Genomic DNA, 23,197 nt, shown 5'->3' on the forward strand with positions numbered 1-23,197 from the left:
TGTAGGGACCGCGACGGCTCCTGCCATGCACACAAATGTGCAACCTGCTATGTACGTCCCGGCTCGCGCTCGTACAGCTCGGTGAGGGGGGCGAGCCGGTCGGCGGGCACGTTCAGGCGCAGGCCGGCGCCGGGCTCCTCCGACCAGGAGCCCGCCCAGGCCAGCTGCTCCCAGGCCACCAGCCTGCTGCCCTTGAGGCGGCGCCTGATCAGGGCCTCGACCAGCCAGGGGGCCCGGCCGCCGGGGCCGCGCTCGTACCCGAAGAGCTTGCCGGTGCGGCGCGGCACGACGATGAGCCCGCTGACCCGGAACGCGTTCTGCACGCCCATCAGCAGCGGGCCGTCCTGGCACAGCCGCACGTCGGCGACCCTGCCGACCACCTCGCCGGCCGCGTCGGTCACCGTGCGGCCCTTGAACCAGCTGATCCTCGGGGCGGAGCCGGCGGCGTGCACGACCTCTCCTGCGGGCCGGCGCTCGCCGCCGCTGCCGGGGATCCGGGCGATCACGTTCTCCCGCGCCCAGCGTTCGAGGGCGGGCTCGGCCAGCTCGCCGCTCACCTTGATCGCGCTGCCGATCTCGGTGACCAGGTGCATGGGGACGCGCCGGGGCTGCGGGTGCTCCTCCGGCCGGAACAGCGTGGTCACCGAGCTCATCAGCCAGCCGGGCAGGCCGCCGATGCGGGGGGCGAGCGCGAGCGGCCCGGCGAGCAGGGCCGCCACGTACGGCGGGTCGCCGGCCAGCTCCAGGTCGTCCACCTTGCACACGGGCTCGCCGTCGTCGGCGCCGACCACCTGCCGGTCGAGCAGGTGCAGGTCGGCGTGGAGCTCCCGGGCCCTCATTGGCCCGCCTTCGTGGCGAGCAGCAGCGGGATCGCCGCCACCGCGACCACCGACAGCAGGATCATGTACGCGGTGCCGACGGCGTTGGTGAACCGGCTGTTGACCTGGTCGTTCATGTAGTCGGGATCGTTGGCGATCATCAGCACGGGCAGGTACGTCAACGGCAGCGCGGCGGCCGAGAAGACCAGCGAGTACTCCGTCACCATGACCGGATCGACGGTCGTCAGGATGAGCGCCGCGGCCAGCACGACCGCGACCAGCACCACGACGTGGAACCGGGCGGCGTCCCTCGGCCGCACCCGCTTGCCCCACCGCCAGCCGAAGTACTGGCTGAGCGTGTACCCCGACGACAGCGCGGTCTCCAGCGTCGCGCCGAACGTGGCCGCGAACACCCCGATGATCGCCATCGCCAGCCCGATCCTGCCCAGCCCGACGCCCACCGGCAGCACCATCTGCGCCAGCGAGTCCACCTGGATCTGCGCGGGCAGGAACACCGCGGCGGCGCAGACCATGATGGTCAGCGACAACAGGCCGCCGAGCGGGAAGCCGACGAACACGTTGGCGCGGGCGGTCACCAGGTCCCCGCGCGTCCACCGCTCCTCGACGCCGCCGGAGGAGAAGAAGAACACCTCGTACGGGGTCATCGCGCCGCCGAGCAGCGCGACCGCGTAGTACCAGTAGGTCGCCGCCCCTTCGGCCTGCGGCGGCGCGGCGAGCTGGCTGCCCAGCTGCCCCCAGTCGGGGCCGAGCTGCCAGGCCGCCACCCCGAAGACCACCAGCGCGAGCCCGGCCAGCCCGAACACCCGTTCCATGGTCTCGAACTTGACGCGCCACATCACCAGCCAGGCGACCAGCGCCACCCCCGGCACCCACAGCAGGTAGTTGACGCCGGTGGCCAGCTCCAGGGCGAGCGACGCGCCGCCGATCTCCGCGGCCAGCGTGAGCAGGTTGATGAGGAACGACGCCCCCAGGTTGAGCAGGCCGGCCCGCGGTCCGAGCCGCTCGCGGACGAGGTCGAACACCGGCCGGCCGGAGACCGCGGCGATCCTGCCGGACATCTCGGCGAACAGGCAGATGCCCACCACGCCGACCACCACGACCCACGCCAGCGACATCCCGAACCGGGCTCCGACCAGCGAGTTGGCCACGAGGTCGCCGATGTCCACGAAGCCGCCGACGGCGCTGAGGATGCCGAGCGTGACGGCGAAGAGCTTCTTCACCCCAGCGCCTCCAGCTCCCGCACCGCCCGGGCGGGGTCCTTGATCCGGTCCCGGCGTACCTGGATGAGCAGGTCGTCCACCAGCTCCTCGGCCCGCTGGATCCGGTCGAGCAGCCGCTCGCGCAGCTGGTCGGACCGCTCGGACGGCGGCTGGACCCCGCCGAACTGGTCGCCGACCGCGTCCAGCTCGCCGGCCGCGTCGGTGAGCACGACCTTGAGGTACGGCCTGGTCAGCCGGTGGGAGTTCTGGACCGCCAGGCGGACGATCCGGATGGTGGAGGAGACGCTCTCGTCCGACTGCTCGGCCTTGAGGGCGTAGTCGTGGTCGTCCCAGGCGGGGCTCACGCAGCCGGCCGCCCCCACGAGCAGCACGAGCAGCACGAGCAGGGCCGCTGTCCGCCTCACGTGCGGCCTCGCAGCAGGAAGTAGGCCAGCAGCCCCAGGAGCAGCGCGAACTGCCCCCACGCGACGAGCAGCACCAGCCCTTCGTCCCTCACGGTCGCTCCCTGCCCTGCTCCCCATGATCCATGCGGGACGCCGGGAATCAGACGCGCCGGCCGATGCGTTCACCCCTACAGCGCCGCAGACGCCTTGTCCCGCTCTTGTCACGAGAGGGGATCAACTAGACTTGGTGGGTCGCGACTTCGCGCGGCCGCCCCCACGACACAGAGCGAGAAGTCATCATGCCTTTGAACAGCCGCGACGACCTGCGGAACATCGCGATCATCGCGCACGTCGACCATGGCAAGACCACACTGGTCGACGCCATGCTCTGGCAGTCCGGGGCCTTCCGCGCGAACCAGGACGTCGACGACCGGGTCATGGACTCCAACGATTTGGAGCGCGAGAAGGGCATCACCATTCTCGCCAAGAACACCGCCGTCAAGCACGGCGGCATGACCCTGAACATCATCGACACCCCCGGCCACGCCGACTTCGGCGGCGAGGTCGAGCGCGGCCTGTCCATGGTCGACGGTGTGGTGCTGCTGGTCGACGCCTCCGAGGGCCCGCTGCCGCAGACCCGGTTCGTGCTGCGCAAGGCGTTCGCCGCCAAGATGCCGGTCATCCTGTGCATCAACAAGGTCGACCGCCCCGACGCCCGCATCAAGGAGGTCGTCGACGAGGTCTACGAGCTCTTCATGGACCTCGACGCCACCGAGGAGCAGATCGACTTCCCGATCGTCTACGCCTCGGCCAAGGCCGGCCGCGCCTCCATGAACCGTCCCGACGACGGCGGCATGCCCGACTCGGAGGACCTGGAGCCGCTGTTCGACATCATCAAGTCGACGATCCCGGCGCCCACGTACGACCCCAACGCCCCGCTGCAGGCGCACGTCACCAACCTCGACGCCTCCTCCTACCTGGGCCGCATCGCGCTGTGCCGGATCCACCAGGGCATCATGCGCAAGGGCCAGCAGGTCGCCTGGTGCCGTACCGACGGCACGATCCAGAAGGTGAAGATCACCGAGCTGCTGATGACGGAGGCGCTGGAGCGCAAGCCGGCCGAGGAGGCCGGCCCCGGCGACATCATCGCCATCGCCGGCATCCCCGAGATCATGATCGGCGAGACGCTGGCCGACCCGGAGGACCCGCGCCCGCTGCCGCTGATCACGGTCGACGAGCCGGCGATCTCGATGACGATCGGCACCAACACCTCGCCGCTGGTCGGCAAGGTCAAGGGCTCGAAGGTCACCGCCCGCATGGTCAAGGACCGGCTCGACAAGGAGCTGGTCGGCAACGTGTCGCTGCGCGTGCTGCCCACCGACCGTCCCGACGCCTGGGAGGTGCAGGGCCGCGGTGAGCTGGCGCTGGCCATCCTCGTCGAGCAGATGCGCCGCGAGGGCTACGAGCTGACCGTCGGCAAGCCGCAGGTGGTCACCAAGACCATCGACGGCAAGGTGCACGAGCCGGTCGAGCGCCTGACGGTCGACTGCCCGGAGGAGTACCTCGGCGCGGTCACCCAGCTCCTGGCCGTCCGCAAGGGCCGCATGGAGCACATGACCAACCACGGCACCGGCTGGATCCGCATGGAGTTCGTGGTCCCGGCCCGCGGCCTGATCGGCTTCCGCACCGAGTTCCTGACCGAGACCCGCGGCACCGGCCTGGTCCACCACGTCTTCGACTCCTACGAGCCCTGGTTCGGCGAGCTGCGCACCCGCAACAACGGCTCGCTGGTGGCCGACCGGTCGGGCCCGGTGACCGCGTTCGCCATGCTCAACCTCCAGGAGCGCGGCACGCTGTTCGTCTCGCCGACCACCGAGGTCTACGAGGGCATGATCATCGGTGAGAACTCGCGTTCCGACGACATGGACGTGAACATCACCAAGGAGAAGAAGCTCACGAACATGCGCTCGTCCACGAGCGAGGAGACCGAGAAGGTCATCCCGCCGCGGACGCTCTCGCTGGAGCAGGCGCTGGAGTTCATCCGCGAGGACGAGTGCGTGGAGATCACGCCCGACGCGGTCCGCATCCGCAAGGTCGTGCTCGACGCCGCCGCCCGCGGCCGCGCCGCCGCCCGCGCCAAGCGCGCCTGATTCGTTCTCCCCGCACCACGGCCGCGTGTCACTTTTCCCGGTGACACGCGGCTTTCGTGTCAGCAGATCCTGTCAACGGATGGCCCGAGCACGCGCGATGGAACGCCTCTCCCGGGTCACGGTGTAAAGAAACGCGGTCATGAGACCATCTGTGATAACACCGTGACCCTATGCCATAGAACATTTCGGCATGCCGGAGAATCATCCCCATTGTGGGAAAGCTCCGGATGGCGATTTCATTCGGGCTGGCTCTGGTGTCGTTCGGGGCGATTGTTTGGTGCACCATCGCAGCCAGACCCGTGACCGGGTCCGACAGGCCCAAGAGCACCGTCGTGACCAACCCCTGGGCGGCCGCCGCCGCCCGCGCCGACCCGGCCGCCGGATGGGCCCGTACGGCCGCCACCGAGGTCTCGGTCGCCCCGGCCCGCGCGGCCGACCTCGGCGCCGTCCCCGAGGGGCGGATCGATCCCCGGCAGCGTCAGGTCAGGATCACCGTCAGGCACCGGCTGGGCCTGCGTCCCGACGACCCGCTGGCCGAGGCGCTGCGCCAGGGCGGCGGCTTCCCCGGCACGCTGCCGCAGGTGACCGACTCCGGGTTCGGCGCGCTCAAGGCGGACGGCCAGAGCCTGGCGCCCACCACCCGGCTCGCGCCGCTCATCGTCTCCTCGCCGGGGCACGTCACGGCCGAGTTCACCGTGACGCTGCTGCGTCAGGTCAAGGTCGACGGGCTGCTCCGGCTCGACTTCACCTCGCCGACCGCGCTCCCGCTGATCGTCGTGGTGCGCACGGTCACCGTCCTGCCCGGCGAGTGGACCGTGCTGCGCGTCGAGGGCATCCAGCCGGAACGGCAGGAGCGCGGCCTGCTGCGCTTCTCCGTCGGCGCCTACCCGGTGAGCCTGACGCTGGCCCCCGGCTCCTACGGCTTCCCCGACGTCGCCGAGGAGGACGACTTCTCCTGGGCCACCGCGCTCGGCGTGCTCACGGCGTGCGCACTGGCGGTGTTCCTGGTGCGCTCGCTCGGCCGGCGGTGGTGGCAGCGGGTGCCCAACAGGGAGCTGGTCGTCGGCCTGGCCATCGCCGCGCCGGCCCTGCTGATCCCGCTGGTCGCCGCGGAGTGGTCGCCGGTCGGGTACGTGATCCTGTTCGTCGCCGTGCCGGTGATGGCCCTGCGGCACGCCGGACGGGTGCTGCCCACCAGCCCGCCGTGGACCGGCCGCGACCTGCTCACGGTGACCGGGCTCGGCCTGCTGGTCGGGCTCGGCATGCTGAGCTGGTCGTGGCTGCACGGCCAGCTCCCCGGACGCGTGCTGCTGACCGGCGGAGCCGTCGCGGCCCTGGCGGCGGCGGGCGCGGCGGTCGGCTTCAGCGTGGACCTCGGGGTCAGGCCGGTGGTCGTGCGCCTGGCCGCGCTGTGGGCCGAGGCCGCGGTCGGGCTGCTGGCGCTGGCCCTGTGGCTGCGGGCGCTCCTGGACGGCGTGTACCCGCCCGACAGCGTCCGGCTGCTGCTGGCGCTGAGCTGGGCGATGATCCCCGTGGCGGCGGTCACCGTGGCGACCAGGCGGTGGAGCCGGGGCGCGGTGGTGGGCGCGGTCGTGGTGAGCCTGCTCGTGCAGGGCTGGCCCACGGAATGGCTGGACGCGGGATCGTGGAGCCTGGCCGTGCCGCGGGCGGCCGTCCCGACGATCGGGAGCCTGCCGCTGGACCCGCTGGTCCGCGGGGTGCTCGGGCTGCTGCTGCTCGGGTTCGTGATGCTGGTGCTGCGGCTGTGGCGGCTGGGCTGCCGGCCGGCGGCGATGCGCGACCCCGCCGCCGAGTCGACGATGGTCGTCGTGCTGATGGTGCTCTACATCACGCCCGGCGGCAGCACGACGCTGGCCGACATCGACGTGCCGCTGCCGCTGCTGGCCATCACCTCGATCGTGGCCTGGCTGACCGCGCGCTGGCTGCTGGCCGGGCCGCCCGCGTCCGTCGTGGAGCCGGACACGCAGGAGGAGCACCGGCAGTTCGTCCGCGCGGCCCTGCACCGGCGCCTGCTGCTGCTCGCCGAGCAGGAGCTGTACCGCGCGGGACGGACCAGGCTGGCCGCGGACATGTCGATGGCCGAGTTCGACCAGCGGCGGCAGTCGCTGGAGTCGGCGCTGCGCGAGCACGGCCGCCATCCCGAGACCGCCTTCGCCACGGCGGCCGGCTGCACGCCCTGGCACAACGGCGTGTCGGCGTTCACCGTCAGCCTGCTGCTCAGCCTGCCCTTCGCGCTGGTCTACGGCCGGCCGGAGGGCGCGGACCTGACCAGCTTCCTGTTCGACGGCCGCTACCTGCTCACCCTGCCCGCGTTCGGCTTCCTGTTCGGCTACTTCTACCCATGTGTCAGGGGCACCCAGCCGATGACCAAGGCCCTGCACCTGGCCGTCGCGGCCCTGCTGACCAGCCTGGCCGGCTACCTGTCGACGCTGGTCGAGCCGGACATCGGCGCCCTGGACAAGGCGCAGGTCGTGGCCATCGTGGTGGGGCAGGTGATGATGGTCTGCGTCGGGCTCGGGCTGTTCTGGGAGTGGCGGATCATGCACCTGGCCGGCGAGCCGTGGGCCAGGGTGCGCAACCTGCGCAGCGTGCGCAGCCTGGCCGCGCCGACCCTGGCCCTGGCGCTGGCCGTGGGCACGACGGCGGCCAGCTCGGCGGCCGGCCAGACGGTCGACCGCATCCTGAAGGGCGACCAGGTCACCACGAGCCAGCGGTGAGGCTCAGCGGCGCGGCAGCTCGCTGCCCCTGACGTGCGCGCACTGCCAGTCGACCAGCGCGGCGAAGTCGCGCCAGGCCCGCTCGACGCGGCCGCGCACCTCGGCCGTGTGCACCCACGGCTCCGGCTCGTGGCGGACGCCCGCGTACAGGGACCTGTGGCGCAGCAGCTCGATGCGCGGGTGGTCCTCGTCGAAGCCGCGCGGCCTGGTCTTCAGCCGGTCGCCGCCGATCGTGTAGCCGGCGTCGGCGAGCCGGGCCGTGATCGACTCCAGCGGCTTGCCGGTGACGTCCTCGTCCACGGCCGCGCGGTAGCGGGCGATCTGGTCGGCGGCCTGGGTGTAGCGGCCGCCGGCGACGTACAGGCCGGCGGCGCTGATCTCGACGTAGTAGCCGATGCCGGGCATCAGGTCGACGAAGGCGCCCTGATGGGTCTTGTACGGCGTCTTGTCCTTGGAGAAGCGCACGTCACGGTAGGGCCGGAAGAGCTGGGCCGGGCCGAACTCGGCGGCCAGCTCGTCGGTGAGCTCCGTCATGGGCCCGCGCACCGCGTCCTCGTAGAGGTGCTTGTGGCGGGTGAAGTAATGCTTGGAGTTGTCCGCCTCCAGGCCCTCATAGAAGATGAACGCCTCGTCGGGGAAGCCGGTGAAAGCCATGGCCCAAGGGTGCCATGCCGCTCACCGTGCGGTGTACGTGCGGCCCGGCGTGGGCGGGCGGCCGTACAGCTCCGAGATCGTGACGAACGTGTAGCCCTTCCTGGCGAGGGTGTCGATCACCTTCGGCACGGCCTCGACCGTGGTGGGGTGGATGTCGTGCATGAGCACGATCGACCCCGCCTTGGCGGTGTCGGCCCGCCTGACCACGGCGGCGGGCTCGCGGTGCAGCCAGTCGAGGGTGTCGACGTCCCACAGGATCTGGGCCAGGCCCTCGCGGCGGGTCTCGGCGGCGACGGCGTCGTCGGTGCTGCCGTACGGCGGGCGCATCACCCGCATCTTGACCCCGGTCAGCCGGTGGACGAGCTCGTCGGTGTGCCCCAGCTCGTTGCGCACGCCCTCGCGGGACAGGCCGGTCAGCGACGGATGGGACCAGGAGTGGTTGCCGATCTCGTGACCCTCGTCCACGATGCGGCGGGTGATCCGGCCGCCGCTGTCGGCGGCCACCATCTCCCCCAGCACGAAGAACGTGGCCCTGACGTGGCGCTGGTGCAACAGGTCGAGCAGCTTGCCGGTGTAGGGCCCTGGACCGTCGTCGAAGGTCAGGGCCACACACTTGATCTTTCCGCAGTCGAACCTGCGGCTGCGCGGCCAGTCGGCCTGCTGCGCGATCAGCCGCTTGGCCAGGACCTCAGGACTGACCTGCGGCCGGATCATGGCGGAATGTCGGCGCGGCACCGGCTGGGCGGCGCAGCCCACGAGAACGATCAGGACGAATGGCAAAGCCCAAATGCGCATGTTTTCCCCCGAAACACCGCACGCGGGGGCCTTACGGATAGTCCTGGACCGGTCTCCCCCGTAGTTCCCTGGCCAGGTCGTCCCACCAGAGTGGGATATCCGCGTGCAGCTCCTTGTAGCGGCGCGCCACGCGCATGGCACATCCAACCGGATCCGTACCCAGATGACGACGTTTAACCGGACCTTCCTGCCAACGGTAAAAACCGTCCCTGTAGTGCACGACGAGACCTATCCAGACCGAGATGGTCGCTCCGTCCCCCACCTCGTACGCGCTGGTGACTCCCAGCCCGTGCAGCTCCGCCTGGAGTTTCTCCGCCGCCGCGCGGGCTTCGGTCACACGCCACCCCCTGCCGACGTTTCCGTACACAACAGATGTACCCAGCAACGGGCATCAGCCGTCCAAGACATGGAGTAATCATGAAACTCCGGGGAGTCACGCGCAGGCCGTTCGACGTTATTGGTCGGCTTCCGCCGTTGCGCGGCCGGGCCGCCCTTGTTACGTTTCGGCCGTGCGCCGGGAGCGGGCACAGTCGCTGAAGCACGTCGCGGTACCGTACGACTCCGATCGGGCCTTCCTCGACCTCGTCGTGCCGCGCGTGCGAACCGCGCTGGACGAAGACCGGCGCGTGCTGGTCGTCAACCGCCCCGACCGGCTGGCGCTGCTGGCCGAGGCCCTCGACGGCGACGCGCGGCGCATCGACAGCCGCCCGGCCGGCGCCTGGTACGGCCACCCCCACCGGATGCTGGCCGCCTACCACGAGTACACCCGCGGCCGGCCCACCCTGGTCGTCGGGGAGCCCGTCTGGGCGGAGCTGAGCGAGCCGCGGATCCAGGACCTCATCCGCTACGACTCGGTCGTCAACGCCGCCCTGGCCGCGGCCCCGTCCGTCATGATGTGCCTGTACGACCTGCGCGACGTGCCCGAGCCCGTCCGCGAGCTCACCCCGGTCGTCCATCCCCTGGTGCTGGAGGCGGGGGGCGAGGCGGCCAGCGGGCGATTCGTGCCGCCCCACGAGCTGGTGCTCGACGGCGACGACGAGCCGTTCCCCGAGCCGGGCCCCGGGGCCTGCCTGGTGCGGTTCACGGCCCGCGAGCTCAAGCGCCTGCGCCAGACCGTCGGCGACTACGCCAGGACGGCCGGCATGGACCGCAACCTCATCTCCTCGCTGGTGCTCAGCGTCTCGGAGATCGCCGCGAACTGCGTCGAGCACGGCGCCGGGTTCGGCACCATCACGATGTGGGTGGAGAAGCGCGACCTCGTCTGCGAGATCGCCGATCCCGGCGGGGTGCTCGACGACCCCCTGCCGGGCTACATACCGCCGGAGCCCGAGTCCCCGCGGGGGTACGGGCTCTGGATCAGCCGGCAGCTCTGCGACCGGGTGCAGCTGCGCGACGAAGCAGGCGTGTTACGCGTCCGCCTTCGCCTGTCCCTGAACTCGCCCTAGGCCGCGGCGCGGGGGGCGGGAAGGCGCACGGCGCCCTCCTCCCGCGCGTAGTCCTCCAGCATGCCGCGGAGCTGGCGGCGGCCACGGTGCAGACGGGACATCACGGTGCCGATGGGCGTCCCCATGCGCTCGGCGATCTCCTTGTACGCGAACCCCTCGACGTCGGCCAGGTAGACGGCCACGCGGAAGTCCTCGGGCAGGGAGCGCAGAGCGTTCATCACGACGCTGTCGGGCAGCCGGTCGAGCGCCTCGGTCTCGGCCGAGCGCAGACCCGTCGAGGTGTGGGACTCGGCGGCGTGCAGCTGCCAGTCCTCGATGTCCTCGGCGGCCGACAACTTCGGCGAGCGCTGCTTCTTGCGGTAGTCGTTGATGAAGTTGTTGGTGAGGATGCGGTGCAGCCACGCCTTGAGGTTGGTGCCCTCGCGGAACTGGTGGTAGGACGTGTACGCCTTGGCGACCGTCTCCTGCACCAGGTCCTCGGCGTCGGCGGCGTTACGGGTCAGGCGCATGGCGGAAGCGAACAGCTGCGACGTCACGGGCACGACATCGCGCTCGAACCAGTCCTGGCGCTGCTCATCGGTCATAGTGATCAATTCATTCCCCCTTGCGCTATCCCCCGTTCGGCACAAGCCGCCTGACAGCGTTCCTCATCCTCGCAACTCCCGGGTAAGGGACGCGTTAGGAGAGTCCGCATAGGTCAGAAGGGGTTTGTCGTCCATCTGGCTCGCGGCGTGCGTGGTCACGTCCACGGCCGGACAAGTCTCATTATCATAACACTACCCACCCAATTTCGTAGGAATAGTGGTTAGAGTCACAGGGGATAGCGTATGGACATGGAATCTGTGGACCGTCACGACACGGGGACACGTCGGTGGGTGGCGGAGGCCATCCGCAAGGTGGAGGCCGACGCCAACCGAAGTTGTGACACTCACCTGCACGTCTTTCCGCTTCCCTCGCACTGGGGCGTAAACCTCTACCTGAAAGACGAATCGGTGCACCCGACCGGTTCACTCAAGCACCGGCTCGCGCGGTCCCTGTTCCTGTACGGCCTCGCCAACGGCTGGATCGGCCCGGCCACCACGATCGTGGAGGCGTCCAGCGGCTCGACCGCGGTCAGCGAGGCGTATTTCGCCCGGTTGCTCGGGCTGCCGTTCATCGCCGTCATGCCCGCGTCCACGTCGCCCGAGAAGTGCCATCTCATCGAGTTCTACGGCGGGAAATGTCACCTCGTCGCCGACCCCGGGGCGATCTATGACGAATCTCACCGGCTGGCCGCCGAGACCGGGGGCCACTTCATGGACCAGTTCACCTACGCCGAACGCGCGACCGACTGGCGTGGCAACAACAACATCGCCGAGTCGATCTATTCCCAGATGTCCATGGAGCCGCATCCCGAGCCCGCCTGGATCGTCGTCGGCGCCGGCACCGGCGGCACGTCGTCCACCATCGGCCGCTACATCCGCTACCGCCGCCACCCCACCCGCCTGGCCGTGGTCGACCCGGAGGGCTCGGCGTTCTACCCCGGCTGGGTCTCCGGCGACCCCACGGTGACGGCCTCGGGGTCGCGGATCGAGGGCATCGGGCGTCCCCGGGTGGAGCCGTCGTTCCTGCCCAGCGTGATCGACCGCATGATCGCCGTCCCGGACGCCCGCTCGATCGCCGCCATGCACTGGACCCGCGAGGTCACCGGCCTGGACGTCGGCGGCTCCACCGGGACGAACATGGCGGCGTGCGTCGAGCTCGTCGGGGAGATGCGCGAAGCGGGCGTCCAGGGCAGCGTCGTCACCCTGATCTGCGACCGCGGCGACCGCTACAAGGGCACCTACGACAACCCGGAGTGGCTGGCCGGCCAGGGGCTCGACCTCGAACCCCACCTGGCCGGCCTGCGGGCGTTCCTGCCGCGCTGAGCGCCCTAGGCCGCCTTGGCGGGGTCGACCGAGAAGGTCTTGGCCAGGTCGTCCAGGATGGCGTGGGCGCCCTGGATGCCCACGGCGCTCATCCAGGTCAGGTCGCTGACCTCGTGCTTGTCCCCCTTGAGCCGCCCCCACAGCGGGTTGCCGACGAACTTCTCCTTGGGGCCGTCGCTGGCCGGGTCGGGGTAGGTGGCGACGAAGATGTGGTCGGCGTCGAGGTCGGCGATGCGCTCCTGGCTGACGTCCACGGCGATGGCGTCGTCCTTGGTCGGCTGGCCCTGCGGGCGGGGGAAGCCGACGTCCTTCAGCACCACCCCGGAGTAGGACTTCTCGACGTAGAGCCGGACGGTGGGCTCACCGGCGAAGCGCACGATCGAGACGGTCGGCAGCTTCCCGCCCGCCTTCTCCTTGATCGCGGCCCCGATCGTGCCCGCGCGCTCCTCGAACGCCTTGATCCGGGAGTCGGCCAGCTCCTCCTTGCCCAGGGCGCGGCCCATGAGCCGCAGGTTCTCCTTCCAGATGGCGCCGGTCGTCTCGCTGAAGACGGTCGGCGCGATCTTCGACAGCTTGTCGTACAGGGCCTCGTGGCGGACCTTGGCCGAGACGATCAGGTCGGGCTTGAGCGCGGCGATCTTCTCCAGGCTGGGCTGCTCCAGCGTGCCGACCGGGGTCGCCTCCTTGCCGTACCGGGCGACGAGCGGGCCGAGGTAGTCGGGCAGCTTGGCGTCGATCGACCGGTAGGTGGTGTAGCCGATCACGGGGGTCTCCAGCGTGAGCACCGCGTCCACGAAGCTCTGGTCGAGCGCGACGACCCGCTTGGGCTGCCCGGAGATCTTGGTCGAGCCCATCGCGTGCTCGATCGTCCTGGCCGCCGGGTCTGCCGACGAGTCTGCCGACGGCGTGGCCGCCGGCTCCGTCGAGCCGCACGCGGCCACCCCCGCCACCAGCAGCACACCGGCCAGCACCCGCCACGCTCTCATCGGAACCCTTTCTCGAAGTAAGGCGAACCTAAATTAGGTTAGCCCTGCCTAACCTGGCATACTTCACCACGATCGGGCAAACAAGGGGAGGAAACTGGTGACCGCGCTCGCGCCCCGCCTCCACGGCATCCGGCGCCGGCGGCTCGTCCTCCTGCTCCTCCTCCTCGCCGCCGTCGCGGCCGGGGTGGTGCTGAGCATCACGGTCGGCTCGAAGTCCGTGCCGCCGGGCGACGCCTGGCAGGCTCTCACCGCGCCCACGGGCAGCGAGAACGACATCATCATCCGCTCGCTGCGCGTACCGCGTACCGTGCTCGGGGTGCTGGCCGGGATCGCGCTCGGCGTCGCGGGCGCCCTCATGCAGGGCCACACGCGCAACCCGCTCGCCGACCCCGGCCTGCTGGGCGTCACGCAGGGCGCGGCGTTCGCCATGGTGGCCTCGATCATCCTGCTCGGCGCCTCCAGCCTGCTCGCCTACATCTGGTTCGGCCTGGCGGGCGCGCTGGTGGCCAGCGTGGCGGTGTTCGCGCTCGGCATGACGGGCGGCAGGGGCGGCCCGACGCCGGTCACGCTGGCCCTGGCCGGCACCGCGGTCAGCGCCCTGCTGTACGCCATGACCTCGGCCATCGTGCTCCTCGACGAGCAGGCCATGGACGTCTTCCGCTTCTGGCAGTCCGGCTCCATCGCCGCCAGGGGCCCCGACGTGGTCTGGCAGGTGCTCCCGTTCATCGTCGCCGGCCTGCTGCTGGCCCTGGTCAACGCCCCGGGCCTGAACGCCCTGTCGCTCGGCGAGGACGTCGCCCGCTCGCTCGGCCAGAACATCGCGCTGACCAGGACGGTCGGCGTCGCCGCCGTCACCCTGCTGTCGGGCGCGGCGGTGGCGGCCTGCGGCTCGCTGGCGTTCGTGGGCCTGATCGTGCCGCACCTGGCCCGGCCGCTGTCGGGCACCGACCACCGGTGGCTGCTGCCGTACTCGGGGCTGGTCGGGGCGGCGTTGCTGCTGGTCGCCGACGTGATCGGCCGCGTGGTCGCCCCGCCGGGCGAGCTGGAGGTCGGCGTGGTCCTCGCGCTGATCGGCGCGCCCTTCTTCGTCGCCCTGGTCCGCCGCAGAAAGCCGGTACGGCTATGACCGCGCTCCCCCTGCGCCTCGGCGCCCTGTCCTGGCGGCTGCGCCTGCGCGCCGTCGGCGTCGGCGTGACCGGCCTGGCGCTCCTGGTCGTGCTCATGGCGCTGAACATGCGCATCGGCGACCTGCCGATGAGCCTGGCGGAGGTGCTCCGGGGCACCTTCGACGTCGACAGCCCGGCCCACTTCGTCATCATGGAGCTACGCCTGCCGCGCGCCCTGACCGGCGCCCTGGTCGGCGCCGCGCTCGCGCTGTCCGGCGCGATCATCCAGTCCATCGCCCGCAACCCGCTGGCCAGCCCCGAGATCCTCGGCGTCACGACCGGCGCCTCGGTCACCGTCGTGGCCGGCGTGGTGGCCAGCGGCAGCGCCTACGGCGGCGCCAGCGGCCTGCTGGCCGACCTGGGCATCCCCGCGCTCGCCCTGCTCGGCGGCCTGCTCGGGGCGTCCGTCGTCTACGGCCTGGCCTGGCGGCGCGGCCTGGACGGCTACCGCCTGGTCCTGGTCGGCATCGGCGTGGCCGCCGTGTTCACGAACGTGAAGTTCTGGCTGCTGACCGTCGGCGACGTCAACGACACCGGCCGGGCCATGGTCTGGATCAGCGGCTCGCTCAACGGCCGCGGCTGGGAGCACGTGGTGCCCGTGGCGCTCGCGCTGGCGGTGCTCGTCCCGGCCACCCTGCTCGGCACCCGCTCGCTCGACGCGCTGCGCTTCGGCGACGACATGGTCACCGCCCTCGGCGTGCGGGTGAACGCGGCCCGCGCCCTGCTGATCCTGGCCGCCGTGCTGCTGGCCGCGGTGGCCACCGCCTCGGCCGGGCCGATCGCGTTCGTGGCCCTGGCCGCGCCGCAGATCGCGCTCCGGCTGGCCCGCTCGGCCCGGCCGCCGCTGCTGTGCTCGGCGGTCACCGGGGCCGTGCTCACCGCGGGCGCCGACCTGATCGCCCGGACCGTCTTCTCCCCGATCGAACTGCCCGTCGGCATCGTCACGGCCGTGCTGGGCGCACCGTACCTGATCCACCTGATCTGGAGGGCACGCAAATGAGGCTGCAGGCCGCGGGCGTCAAGCTCGGCTACGGCGACCGGACCATCGTGGACGGCCTCGACCTGGGCGTCGAGGCGGGCACGGTGACCACCATCATCGGCCCGAACGGCTGCGGCAAGTCCACCCTCCTGCGCGCGCTCGGCCGCCTGCTCAAGCCCCAGGGCGGCCAGGTGCTGCTGGACGGCAAGCGCATCGACGCCATCCCCACCCGCGAGGTGGCCAAGATCCTCGGCGTGCTGCCGCAGGCGCCCTCCGCCCCCGAAGGGCTCACCGTGGCCGACCTGGTCGCCAGGGGCCGGCATCCGCACCAGACGTGGTATCGGCAGTGGTCCTCCGACGACGAGTCGGCCGTCGCCGCGGCGCTGACCATGACCGGCCTGGCCGACCTCGCCGAACGCCCGCTCGACGAGCTGTCGGGCGGCCAGCGGCAGCGGGCGTGGATCTCCATGGCCCTGGCCCAGGGCACCGACCTGCTGCTGCTCGACGAGCCCACCACGTTCCTCGACCTGGCCCACCAGGTGGAGGTGCTGGAGCTCGTCCGGCACCTGCACGAGGAGGCCGGCCGCACGGTCGTCATGGTCCTGCACGACCTCAACCTGGCCGCGCGCTACGCCGACCGGCTGGTGGCCATGCGCGCCGGCAAGGTCGTGGCCGCCGGCGCCCCGCACGAGGTGCTGACCGAGGAGCTGCTGCGCGAGGTGTTCGAGCTGGACGCGAAGGTCATCGAGGATCCGGTCGCGGGCACCCCTCTCGTGGTGCCGATCGGGCCGCTCGCGGCCACGCGAGCCTGACCCGGCGACGACGCCACGCCCGCTGCGGCGGCCCGGCAGCTCGGCGGACCGGGCCGGCATCCGGACACCGGCCCGCTGCCCGTCTCGGTCACCCTTCGGTGCCCGCACCCGGACACCGGCCCGCCGCCCGTCCCGGTCACCCCTCGGCCAGCGCCCGCCCGACGTCCGGGTCGCCGGGGGCCAGTTCGGCGGCTCTGAGCAGGTCCTGCCTGGCCTCCTTCGCCCGTCCCAGCTCGCGGTGGACCATCGCCCGGTTGAACAGCAGCTCGGCCGTCTCGGTCAGCTTCAGCGCGCGGGTCAGGTCGGACAGCGCGCCGTCGGGGTCGCCGCGTTCGAAGGCGAGCACGGCCCGGTTCCCCCACGCGGCGGCCAGGTCGGGGTCGATCTCCAGCGCGGCGTCGAAGGCCGCGTACGCCTCCGGGTGGCGGCCCTGGGCCGTCTCCACCTGGCCCAGCACGCAGAGCAGGTGGGCGTCGCGCGGCCGGAGCGCGAGGCCGCGCCGCACGTCCTGCCTGGCCTGCTCGTACTCGCCGTGGAGGGCGAGCAGGCCGCACCTGTTCACGTACGCGGGGGCGAAGTCGGGGTCGAGCTCCAGCGTGCGGTCGAGGTCGGCGCGGGCGCCGTCCAGGTCGCCGGCCGCGAACCGCAGCTCCGAGCGGTTGTAGTACGCCTCGGGGAAGGGCGGGCTGAGCCGCATGACGGCCTCGTAGTCGGCCAGCGCCTCCTCCGGTCTGCCCAGCTTGTTCAGCAGGTTGCCCCGGTCGAGGTAGTAGTCCGGATAGCCGGGGTCGGCGTCGATCGCCGCCGTGTAGTCGGCCAGCGCCTCCTCGTGCCGGCCGGCGCCGGCCAGCAGCTGGGCCCTGTTGGCGCGCAGCACGAGCCGGTGGATCGGGTGCTCGTCCGCCAGGTGCTCGTCGGCCAGGGCGATGGCCTGCTCGACCAGCCGCAGCGCGGCGTCCGGACGGCCGGCGCGCAGCTCCACCAGGGCCTTGCCGTTGAGGTCGAAGCCGAGGTGGAAGGCGCGTTCGCGCGGGTCGGGCAGCAACGATGTGATCGTGACGGCCTCGTTGATCCACGCCATCGCCTCGCCGGGGTCGCGGCGGGCGGGGTCGTGGTGGCGTACCAGGATCATCGCGGTGGCGTAGGCGATGGTGGCCCGATGCTTGGGGTCGGTGCTGAGGCGCCTGGCGCGGTCGTAGAGCGCGCGGGCCTCCTCCTCGCGCTCCACCGCCTCCAGGGCCGCGGCGACGCGCTGCACGAGGGTCCGCCACCCTTCGGGGTCGTCCTCGTAGGCCATGCCGCGCAGCGCCTCGGTGCCCGACTCCACCATCGCGTGATGGAAGCCCTCGTCGCGGTAGCGGTCGAAGTCGGCGCACAGCGGGCCCTCGCCCGGCGACGACGGGCCCTCCTCGACGCGCAGCAGCCCGGGGTCGAGCCGGCGGCGCAGCACCTCGACCAGCTCGCGGTCGGTGTGGTCGGCCTCGCCCAGGTTCGACACGACGAGCGTGAGCGGCCCCGTGACGGCCAGCAGCTCGCGGACGAACTCGGCCAGCCCGTTGGCGATCCTGAGGCTGCGCCGCGCCCCCGGGATGAGGATGCGCTGCCCCCTCGGCAGGTCGTCGGCGAGCGAGCGCCTGCGCGCCGGCACGAGCGGCCGCAGGCGGGGCGCCGCGACCCGGAGCTCCACGTCATGGGCGGCGACCAGGTCGGGCCGCCGGTCGAGCGCCTCGGGGACCAGAAAGTCGAGCAGCCCGGCGGCCAGCGTGTACGGCCCGGCTGCCCGGCGGTCGGCGTCCAGGGCGATCGTCCTCACGACCGCCCCCTTCCCAACGGTCGGCGTTCCCGCGTGGAAACGCCGACCCAGAGACAGGTCAAACGCTGTGCCGCGGCGAGGCGAGCGTGGAGGGCCTGACAGTCCCGGGGCGATGGACGACGATCTTCTTCATGGGCATCCCTTACGTGATCGCGGATAACCCGAACATGTCAGCACAAAGCTAACTAACGACTCAAGACTTTTCTGGTAATGGCTATTTCGGCATGAATTAGGACATGGCCGATAAACGGGGTCAGTCGCCCAGAATCGCGTCCACGAAGACATCCGGGTCGAAAGGCGCCAGATCGTCGGGCCCCTCGCCGAGCCCCACGAGCTTGACCGGCACGCCCAGCTCGCGCTGCACGGAGATCACGATGCCGCCCTTGGCGGTGCCGTCGAGCTTGGTGAGCGCGATGCCGGTGATGTTGACCACCTCGGCGAACACCTGGGCCTGGCGCATGCCGTTCTGGCCGGTGGTGGCGTCGAGGACGAGCAGCACCTCGTCGACCGTGGCCTTCTTCTCGATGACCCGCTTGACCTTGCCCAGCTCGTCCATCAGGCCGGTCTTGGTGTGCAGGCGGCCCGCGGTGTCGACGATGACGACGTCGACCTTGTCCTCGATGCCCTTGGCCGTGGCGTCGAAGGCCACCGAGGCCGGGTCGCCGCCCTCCGGCCCGCGCACGGTCTCGGCGCCGACCCGCTCACCCCACGTCTGGAGCTGGTCGGCCGCCGCCGCGCGGAAGGTGTCGGCCGCGCCGAGCACGACCGTCTTGCCGTCGCCGATGAGCGAGCGGGCGAGCTTGCCGGTGGTGGTGGTCTTGCCCGTGCCGTTGACGCCCACGACCAGGACCACGGCGGGCCGCTCGCCGTGCTTCTGCACGTGCAGGCTGCGGTCGAGGTCGGGGTTGACCTGGGCGAGAAGCTGCTCGCGCAGCAGGGCCCTGACCTCCGCGGGCGTGCGGCTGCCCAGCACCTTGACCTTGGTACGCAGCTCCTCGACCATCGCGCGGGTCGGGGCGACGCCCACGTCGGCGGTGATCAGGCTCTCCTCGATCTCGTCCCAGACGTCGTCGTCGAGCCGGTCGCGGGACAGCAGCTCCAGCAGGCCGCGGCCGAGGGCGCTCTGCGAACGCGCCAGGCGCGAGCGCAGCCGCACCATCCGCCCGGCGGACGGCGGCGGCACCTCGACCTCGGGCGCGATGACCATCGGCTCGGCCGGCTGGACCGGCGGCGGCACCGTGGTGACCGCGCCGTCGGCCTCCTCGACCGGGCCGGCGGGCCGCTTCTCCTCCTCCGGAAGCGGCGGCGCCTCCGGCGGCGGCACGGGCGGCGCCGCCTTGCCACCCGGCCTGAACAGCAGGAAGAGGCCGCCGGCCGCCAGCAGGGCGACGACGGCCACGATCACTATGACGCCGAGGTAACCATCCACAAGATGTCAGTTTTCCAGATCGACCGGCATGGTCATGCCCAAGGCACACGGATGATGACAGGCCGGATCAGGCGGATTCGCGCTCCCGCAGGCGCTGGCTGACCACCTGGGTCACGCCGTCGCCGCGCATCGACACGCCGTAGAGGGCGTCGGCGATCTCCATCGTGCGCTTGTTGTGGGTGATGACGATGAGCTGGGAGCTCTGCCGCAACTCCTCGAACAGGGTCAGCAGCCGCTGGGTGTTGGTGTCGTCGAGGGCGGCCTCGACCTCGTCCATCACGTAGAAGGGCGAGGGCCGCGCCTTGAAGATGGAGATCAGGAACGCCACCGCGGTCAGCGAGCGCTCGCCACCCGACAGCAGGGACAGCCGCTTGACCTTCTTGCCTGGCGGCCTGGCCTCGACCTCGATGCCCGTGGTGAGCATGTCGGTGGGGTCGGTGAGCACGAGCCGCCCGTCACCGCCGGGGAAGACCCGGCCGAAGATCTGCTCGAACTCGCGGGCGACGTCCTCGTAGGCCGAGGCGAACATCTGCTCGACGCGGTCGTCGACCTCCTTGACCACGGTCAGCAGGTCGCGCCGGGTCTTCTTGAGATCCTCCAGCTGCGAGGTCAGGAAGGCGTGGCGCTCCTCCAGCGCGGCGAACTCCTCCAGCGCCAGCGGGTTGACCTTGCCGAGCTGGGTCATCTGCCGCTCGGCGGCCCTGGCCCGCTTCTCCTGCTCCTCCCGGACGTACGGGACCGGCGGGTCGCCGGGGACGGGCGCGTCGGGGCCGTACTCGGAGACCAGCGCCTCGACCTCGACGCCGAACTCCTCCATCGCCCGCTCCTGGAGCTGCTCCAGCCGCAGGCGCTGCTCGGTGCGGGCCACCTCGCTCCCGTGGACCCGGTTGACCAGCTTGTCGAGCTCCTGGCCCAGCTCACGCACGCGCACGCGGACCTGCTTGAGCTCGGCGTCGACGGCGACGCGGGCGAGGTCGGCGTCGTCACGCTCGCGGGAGGCGAGCCGGATCGAGGAGGCGAGCGCCTCGAGCACCTGCCTGGCGCCCTTGCTGACCGCCTCGGCCAGCACGGCCTGCCGCCGGCGCCTGGCCCGCTGAGCGGCGGCCTGGGCGCGTTCCTGGCGCTCGCGCTGGGCGGCCCGCAGCAGGCCGTCGGCGCGGCCCTCGATGCCCTTGACGCGCTCCTCGGCGGTGCGCACCTGCAGGCGGGTGTCCATCTCGCGCTGCCGGGCCGTCTCGCACGTGGCGGCCAGGTCGTCGCGCAGGTCGGTGGTGGGCTCGGTCTCCAGCTCCTGGGCGTATTCGGCCTCGGCCAGCCGGATCTCCAGCTCGGCCAGCTCCGCCAGCCCTTCGGTACGGGAGCCCTGGGCTGCGGTGACGCTGCGGGCCAGGCGTTCGGCCTCGGCGTGGGCGGCGTGCGCGGCGGCCTCCAGCTGGGCCAGCCGCCTGGCCGCCGCCGCGCTGCGCTGGTCGGCCTCCCGCTGGCGGGCCCTGACCTGGTCGAGGACGCCCTGCGCGGCGCTCACCCGGGCCTGGGCCGCGGTGACCGCGCTCTGGGCCTCGTTGACGTGCGCCTGGGCCGCCTCGACGGCCGTCTGGGCCGCCTGCTCGGCCTCGATCGCCTGGTCGAGCGCCTCGGCCGTCGCCTCCGCCGTGGCCTCGGCCACCCGCAGGTCGCGGACGGCCTCGTCGAGCGCCGCCCGCACCTGCAGGACGGAGGTGCCGCCGGCCGACCCGCCACCGGCCACATGGGCCCCGAGCACGTCGCCGTCCTCGGTCACCACCCGCAGCTCGGGACGCCGCCCCACCAGCTCACGGGCCGCTTCGAGGTCGGCGACCACGACGACCTTCGCCAGGACGTGGTCGAGCGCCGGCCGCAGCTCGTCGGGCACGGTGACCAGATCGGCGGCCCACCGCCCGCCCTCGGGCGCGGCGGGCCGGGATCGCGCAACCTGGGAGTGATGCGCGGTGTCCGAAACCCCGGTCTCGGCGACCAGCAGCGTGACCTGCCCGGCGTCGGCGCCGCGCAGCAGGCCGAGCGCCTCGACGGCGGTGTCGAGCGTCTTGACCGCGACGGACTCGGCGACCGGGCCGAGCACGGCGGCGACGGCCAGCTCCGCGCCCGGCGTGACCTGCATCGAGGCGGCCAGCGGGCCCAGCACCCCGGCCAGGTCGGCGTCGAGCAGCGCGGCGCCGCCGTCGCCCTTGGCCAGGCCCAGCTCCAGGGCGTCGCGGCGGGCCCGCAGCGCGGCCACCGAGCGCTGGGCCTCCTGGTCGGCGGCGCGGGCCGTGGCGACCCCAGCCTTGGCGGCCTGGACGGCGGCCCGCGGCGCGCCGAGCCCGGCCTTGGCCTCGTCGGCGGCCACGCGGGCCTCCTCGGCGGCGGCCCTGGCCTCCTCGACCACGGCCTGGGCGGTGGCCAGCTCCTCGGCCAGCGCCGGATCGGCCGCGGGCTCCTCGGCCCGCTCGTTCTCCAGGTCGGCCAGGGCCTGCCGCTCGCGCTCGGCGGCGTCGGCCACGGCCTTCTCCAGCCGCCCGATCTCCTCCTCGGCCGCGCGTGCCCTGCTGCGCACGGAGTCGACCTGGCCGCGCAGCTTGGCCAGGCCCTCGCGGCGGTCGGCGGCGGCGCGGGCGGCCATCGCCAGGCGCCGCTCCTCCGCGCCCAGCTCGGCCTCGGCCGCGGCCCGCCGCTCGACGGCCTCGGCCAGCAGCTCCTGGGCGTGTTCGAGCTCGGCCCGCAGGATGTGCTCCTGCTCGCGCGCCTCGCCCGCCTCGCGTTCGAGGTCTTCCGGGTCGCGGCCGCGGCGTTCGATGGCGGCGGCGTCGAGGGCGTGGCGGTGGCGTTCGGCGGCGAGCTGTTCCAGGCCGGTGATGCGCTCGCGCAGGGAGGAGAGCCGGAAGAAGGTCTCCTGGGCGGCGCTCAGCCGGGGCTGGGTCTCGGCCTCGGCGGCCTCCAGGGCGGCCTCGCGCTGCTGGCCCTCGGCCAGCTCGGCCTCGACCTGGTTGCGCCGGGCGGTGACGGCGGCCTCGTCGGCGGCCTCGCGTTCGAGCGTGGCGCGCAGGATGCACAGGTCGTCGGCGAGCAGCCGCAGCCGGGCGTCGCGCAGGTCGGCCTGGATGACGGCGGCCTTGCGGGCGATCTCCGCCTGGCGGCCGAGCGGCTTGAGCTGGCGGCGCAGCTCGGTGGCGAGGTCCTGGACGCGGGTGAGGTTGGCCTGCATGGAGTCGAGCTTGCGCAGCGCCTTTTCCTTGCGCTTGCGGTGTTTGAGCACGCCCGCGGCCTCTTCGATGAAGGCGCGGCGGTCTTCGGGCCCGGCGTGCAGCACGGCGTCGAGCTGGCCCTGGCCGACGATGACGTGCATCTCGCGGCCGATGCCCGAGTCGGACAGCAGCTCCTGGATGTCGAGCAGGCGGCAGGTGTCGCCGTTGATGGCGTATTCGCTCTGCCCCGAGCGGAACATCAGCCGGCTGATCGTGACCTCGGTGTAGTCGATCGGCAGCGCGCCGTCGGAGTTGTCGATCGTCAGCGTCACCTCGGCCCGGCCCAGGGGCGGCCTGGAGGAGGTGCCGGCGAAGATGACGTCCTCCATCTTGCCGCCGCGCAGCGACTTGGCGCTGTGCTCGCCCATGACCCAGGCCAGGGCGTCGACGACGTTGGACTTGCCCGAGCCGTTGGGGCCGACGACGCACGTGATGCCGGGTTCGAGGCGCAGGGCGGTCGCGGAGGCGAAGGACTTGAAGCCGCGCAGGGTGAGGCTCTTCAGGTACAAACGCCGACCCTCCTCCCCGGCCTCGGCTGAACGGGCTTCGGAAAAGCCTACTGGTCCTGGCCGCCGCTCGTGGGCATGTCGATGACCAGCGCTTTTTCACCAGGGAAAATAA

General features: G+C 72.0%; 18 protein-coding genes. 7 read left to right on the forward strand and 11 right to left on the reverse strand.

Annotated features, from left to right (window positions below; translation table 11 throughout):
- Positions 1-47 precede the first annotated feature (47 nt).
- The 3 genes from AB0J71_RS04115 to AB0J71_RS04125 are packed head-to-tail and all read right to left on the reverse strand — an operon-like array spanning position 48 to position 2,463.
- Positions 48-839, reverse strand: coding sequence for a hypothetical protein (locus AB0J71_RS04115; RefSeq protein WP_352324854.1), 792 nt, complete (start codon positions 837-839; stop codon positions 48-50).
- A complete protein-coding gene (locus tag AB0J71_RS04120; protein WP_352324853.1) occupies positions 836-2,059 on the reverse strand; it encodes a divalent metal cation transporter in 1,224 nt (407 codons plus the stop codon). Before AB0J71_RS04120 ends, AB0J71_RS04115 begins: the two co-directional genes overlap by 4 nt.
- On the reverse strand, positions 2,056-2,463 hold the full coding sequence (locus AB0J71_RS04125; RefSeq protein WP_352324852.1) for a hypothetical protein: 408 nt from the start codon (positions 2,461-2,463) through the stop codon (positions 2,056-2,058). Before AB0J71_RS04125 ends, AB0J71_RS04120 begins: the two co-directional genes overlap by 4 nt.
- A gap of 278 nt (positions 2,464-2,741) precedes the next feature.
- Here AB0J71_RS04125 and typA point away from each other — a divergent pair, with 278 nt between their 5' ends.
- Together typA and AB0J71_RS04135 are read left to right on the forward strand one after the other, a co-directional pair.
- Entirely contained in the window at positions 2,742-4,592 is a 1,851-nt protein-coding gene (gene typA, locus AB0J71_RS04130; RefSeq protein ID WP_352324851.1) for a translational GTPase TypA, read from the forward strand.
- 299 nt (positions 4,593-4,891) lie between these two features.
- Positions 4,892-7,330 (forward strand): hypothetical protein, encoded by a 2,439-nt coding sequence (locus AB0J71_RS04135; protein WP_352324850.1) that lies wholly within the window; start codon positions 4,892-4,894, stop codon positions 7,328-7,330.
- Between the two features lie 3 nt (positions 7,331-7,333).
- On the opposite strand, the gene AB0J71_RS04140 is transcribed toward AB0J71_RS04135, so the two are convergent.
- The 3 genes from AB0J71_RS04140 to AB0J71_RS04150 are packed head-to-tail and all read right to left on the reverse strand — an operon-like array spanning position 7,334 to position 9,116.
- Positions 7,334-7,984: a DUF2461 domain-containing protein gene (locus AB0J71_RS04140; RefSeq protein ID WP_352324849.1), complete on the reverse strand. Its 651-nt coding sequence runs from the start codon at positions 7,982-7,984 to the stop codon at positions 7,334-7,336.
- Positions 7,985-8,005: 21 nt separating this feature from the next.
- On the reverse strand, positions 8,006-8,764 hold the full coding sequence (locus AB0J71_RS04145; protein ID WP_352324848.1) for a polysaccharide deacetylase family protein: 759 nt from the start codon (positions 8,762-8,764) through the stop codon (positions 8,006-8,008).
- A gap of 46 nt (positions 8,765-8,810) precedes the next feature.
- Positions 8,811-9,116 carry a hypothetical protein gene (locus AB0J71_RS04150; RefSeq protein ID WP_352324847.1) on the reverse strand — a complete coding sequence of 102 codons (306 nt, stop codon included), beginning with the start codon at positions 9,114-9,116 and terminating at the stop codon, positions 8,811-8,813.
- A gap of 172 nt (positions 9,117-9,288) precedes the next feature.
- Here AB0J71_RS04150 and AB0J71_RS04155 point away from each other — a divergent pair, with 172 nt between their 5' ends.
- Positions 9,289-10,224 carry a sensor histidine kinase gene (locus AB0J71_RS04155; protein WP_364412610.1) on the forward strand — a complete coding sequence of 312 codons (936 nt, stop codon included), beginning with the start codon at positions 9,289-9,291 and terminating at the stop codon, positions 10,222-10,224.
- On the opposite strand, the gene AB0J71_RS04160 is transcribed toward AB0J71_RS04155, so the two are convergent.
- Positions 10,221-10,808, reverse strand: coding sequence for a sigma-70 family RNA polymerase sigma factor (locus AB0J71_RS04160; RefSeq protein ID WP_352324845.1), 588 nt, complete (start codon positions 10,806-10,808; stop codon positions 10,221-10,223). The genes AB0J71_RS04155 and AB0J71_RS04160 overlap by 4 nt on opposite strands.
- A gap of 249 nt (positions 10,809-11,057) precedes the next feature.
- Here AB0J71_RS04160 and AB0J71_RS04165 point away from each other — a divergent pair, with 249 nt between their 5' ends.
- A complete protein-coding gene (locus AB0J71_RS04165) occupies positions 11,058-12,131 on the forward strand; it encodes a PLP-dependent cysteine synthase family protein (RefSeq protein WP_352324844.1) in 1,074 nt (357 codons plus the stop codon).
- Positions 12,132-12,136: 5 nt separating this feature from the next.
- On the opposite strand, the gene AB0J71_RS04170 is transcribed toward AB0J71_RS04165, so the two are convergent.
- Positions 12,137-13,117 (reverse strand): iron-siderophore ABC transporter substrate-binding protein, encoded by a 981-nt coding sequence (locus AB0J71_RS04170; protein WP_352324843.1) that lies wholly within the window; start codon positions 13,115-13,117, stop codon positions 12,137-12,139.
- 97 nt (positions 13,118-13,214) lie between these two features.
- Between AB0J71_RS04170 and AB0J71_RS04175 the strand changes: the two genes are divergently transcribed.
- The 3 genes from AB0J71_RS04175 to AB0J71_RS04185 are packed head-to-tail and all read left to right on the forward strand — an operon-like array spanning position 13,215 to position 16,074.
- The gene (locus tag AB0J71_RS04175) at positions 13,215-14,243 is read left to right on the forward strand and encodes an iron ABC transporter permease (RefSeq protein WP_352324842.1); all 1,029 of its coding nucleotides are present in this window, start codon (positions 13,215-13,217) and stop codon (positions 14,241-14,243) included.
- On the forward strand, positions 14,240-15,283 hold the full coding sequence (locus AB0J71_RS04180; protein ID WP_364412613.1) for an iron chelate uptake ABC transporter family permease subunit: 1,044 nt from the start codon (positions 14,240-14,242) through the stop codon (positions 15,281-15,283). The genes AB0J71_RS04175 and AB0J71_RS04180 overlap by 4 nt, the downstream gene beginning before the upstream one ends.
- Positions 15,280-16,074: an ABC transporter ATP-binding protein gene (locus AB0J71_RS04185; RefSeq protein WP_352324840.1), complete on the forward strand. Its 795-nt coding sequence runs from the start codon at positions 15,280-15,282 to the stop codon at positions 16,072-16,074. The genes AB0J71_RS04180 and AB0J71_RS04185 overlap by 4 nt, the downstream gene beginning before the upstream one ends.
- A gap of 136 nt (positions 16,075-16,210) precedes the next feature.
- Here the strand turns inward: AB0J71_RS04185 and AB0J71_RS04190 are convergent, their stop codons facing one another.
- The 3 genes from AB0J71_RS04190 to smc form a co-directional block, all read right to left on the reverse strand.
- Complete coding sequence (locus tag AB0J71_RS04190; RefSeq protein WP_364412616.1) at positions 16,211-17,887, reverse strand: tetratricopeptide repeat protein; 1,677 nt, start codon at positions 17,885-17,887, stop codon at positions 16,211-16,213.
- Between the two features lie 253 nt (positions 17,888-18,140).
- The gene (ftsY, locus tag AB0J71_RS04195) at positions 18,141-19,316 is read right to left on the reverse strand and encodes a signal recognition particle-docking protein FtsY (protein ID WP_352324838.1); all 1,176 of its coding nucleotides are present in this window, start codon (positions 19,314-19,316) and stop codon (positions 18,141-18,143) included.
- A gap of 67 nt (positions 19,317-19,383) precedes the next feature.
- Complete coding sequence (gene smc, locus AB0J71_RS04200; RefSeq protein WP_364412619.1) at positions 19,384-23,085, reverse strand: chromosome segregation protein SMC; 3,702 nt, start codon at positions 23,083-23,085, stop codon at positions 19,384-19,386.
- Between the last annotated feature and the right edge of the window lie 112 nt (positions 23,086-23,197).

This window comes from Nonomuraea sp. NPDC049637, from assembly GCF_040675235.1.
In the GTDB taxonomy this organism is placed as follows: Bacteria; Actinomycetota; Actinomycetes; order Streptosporangiales; family Streptosporangiaceae; genus Nonomuraea.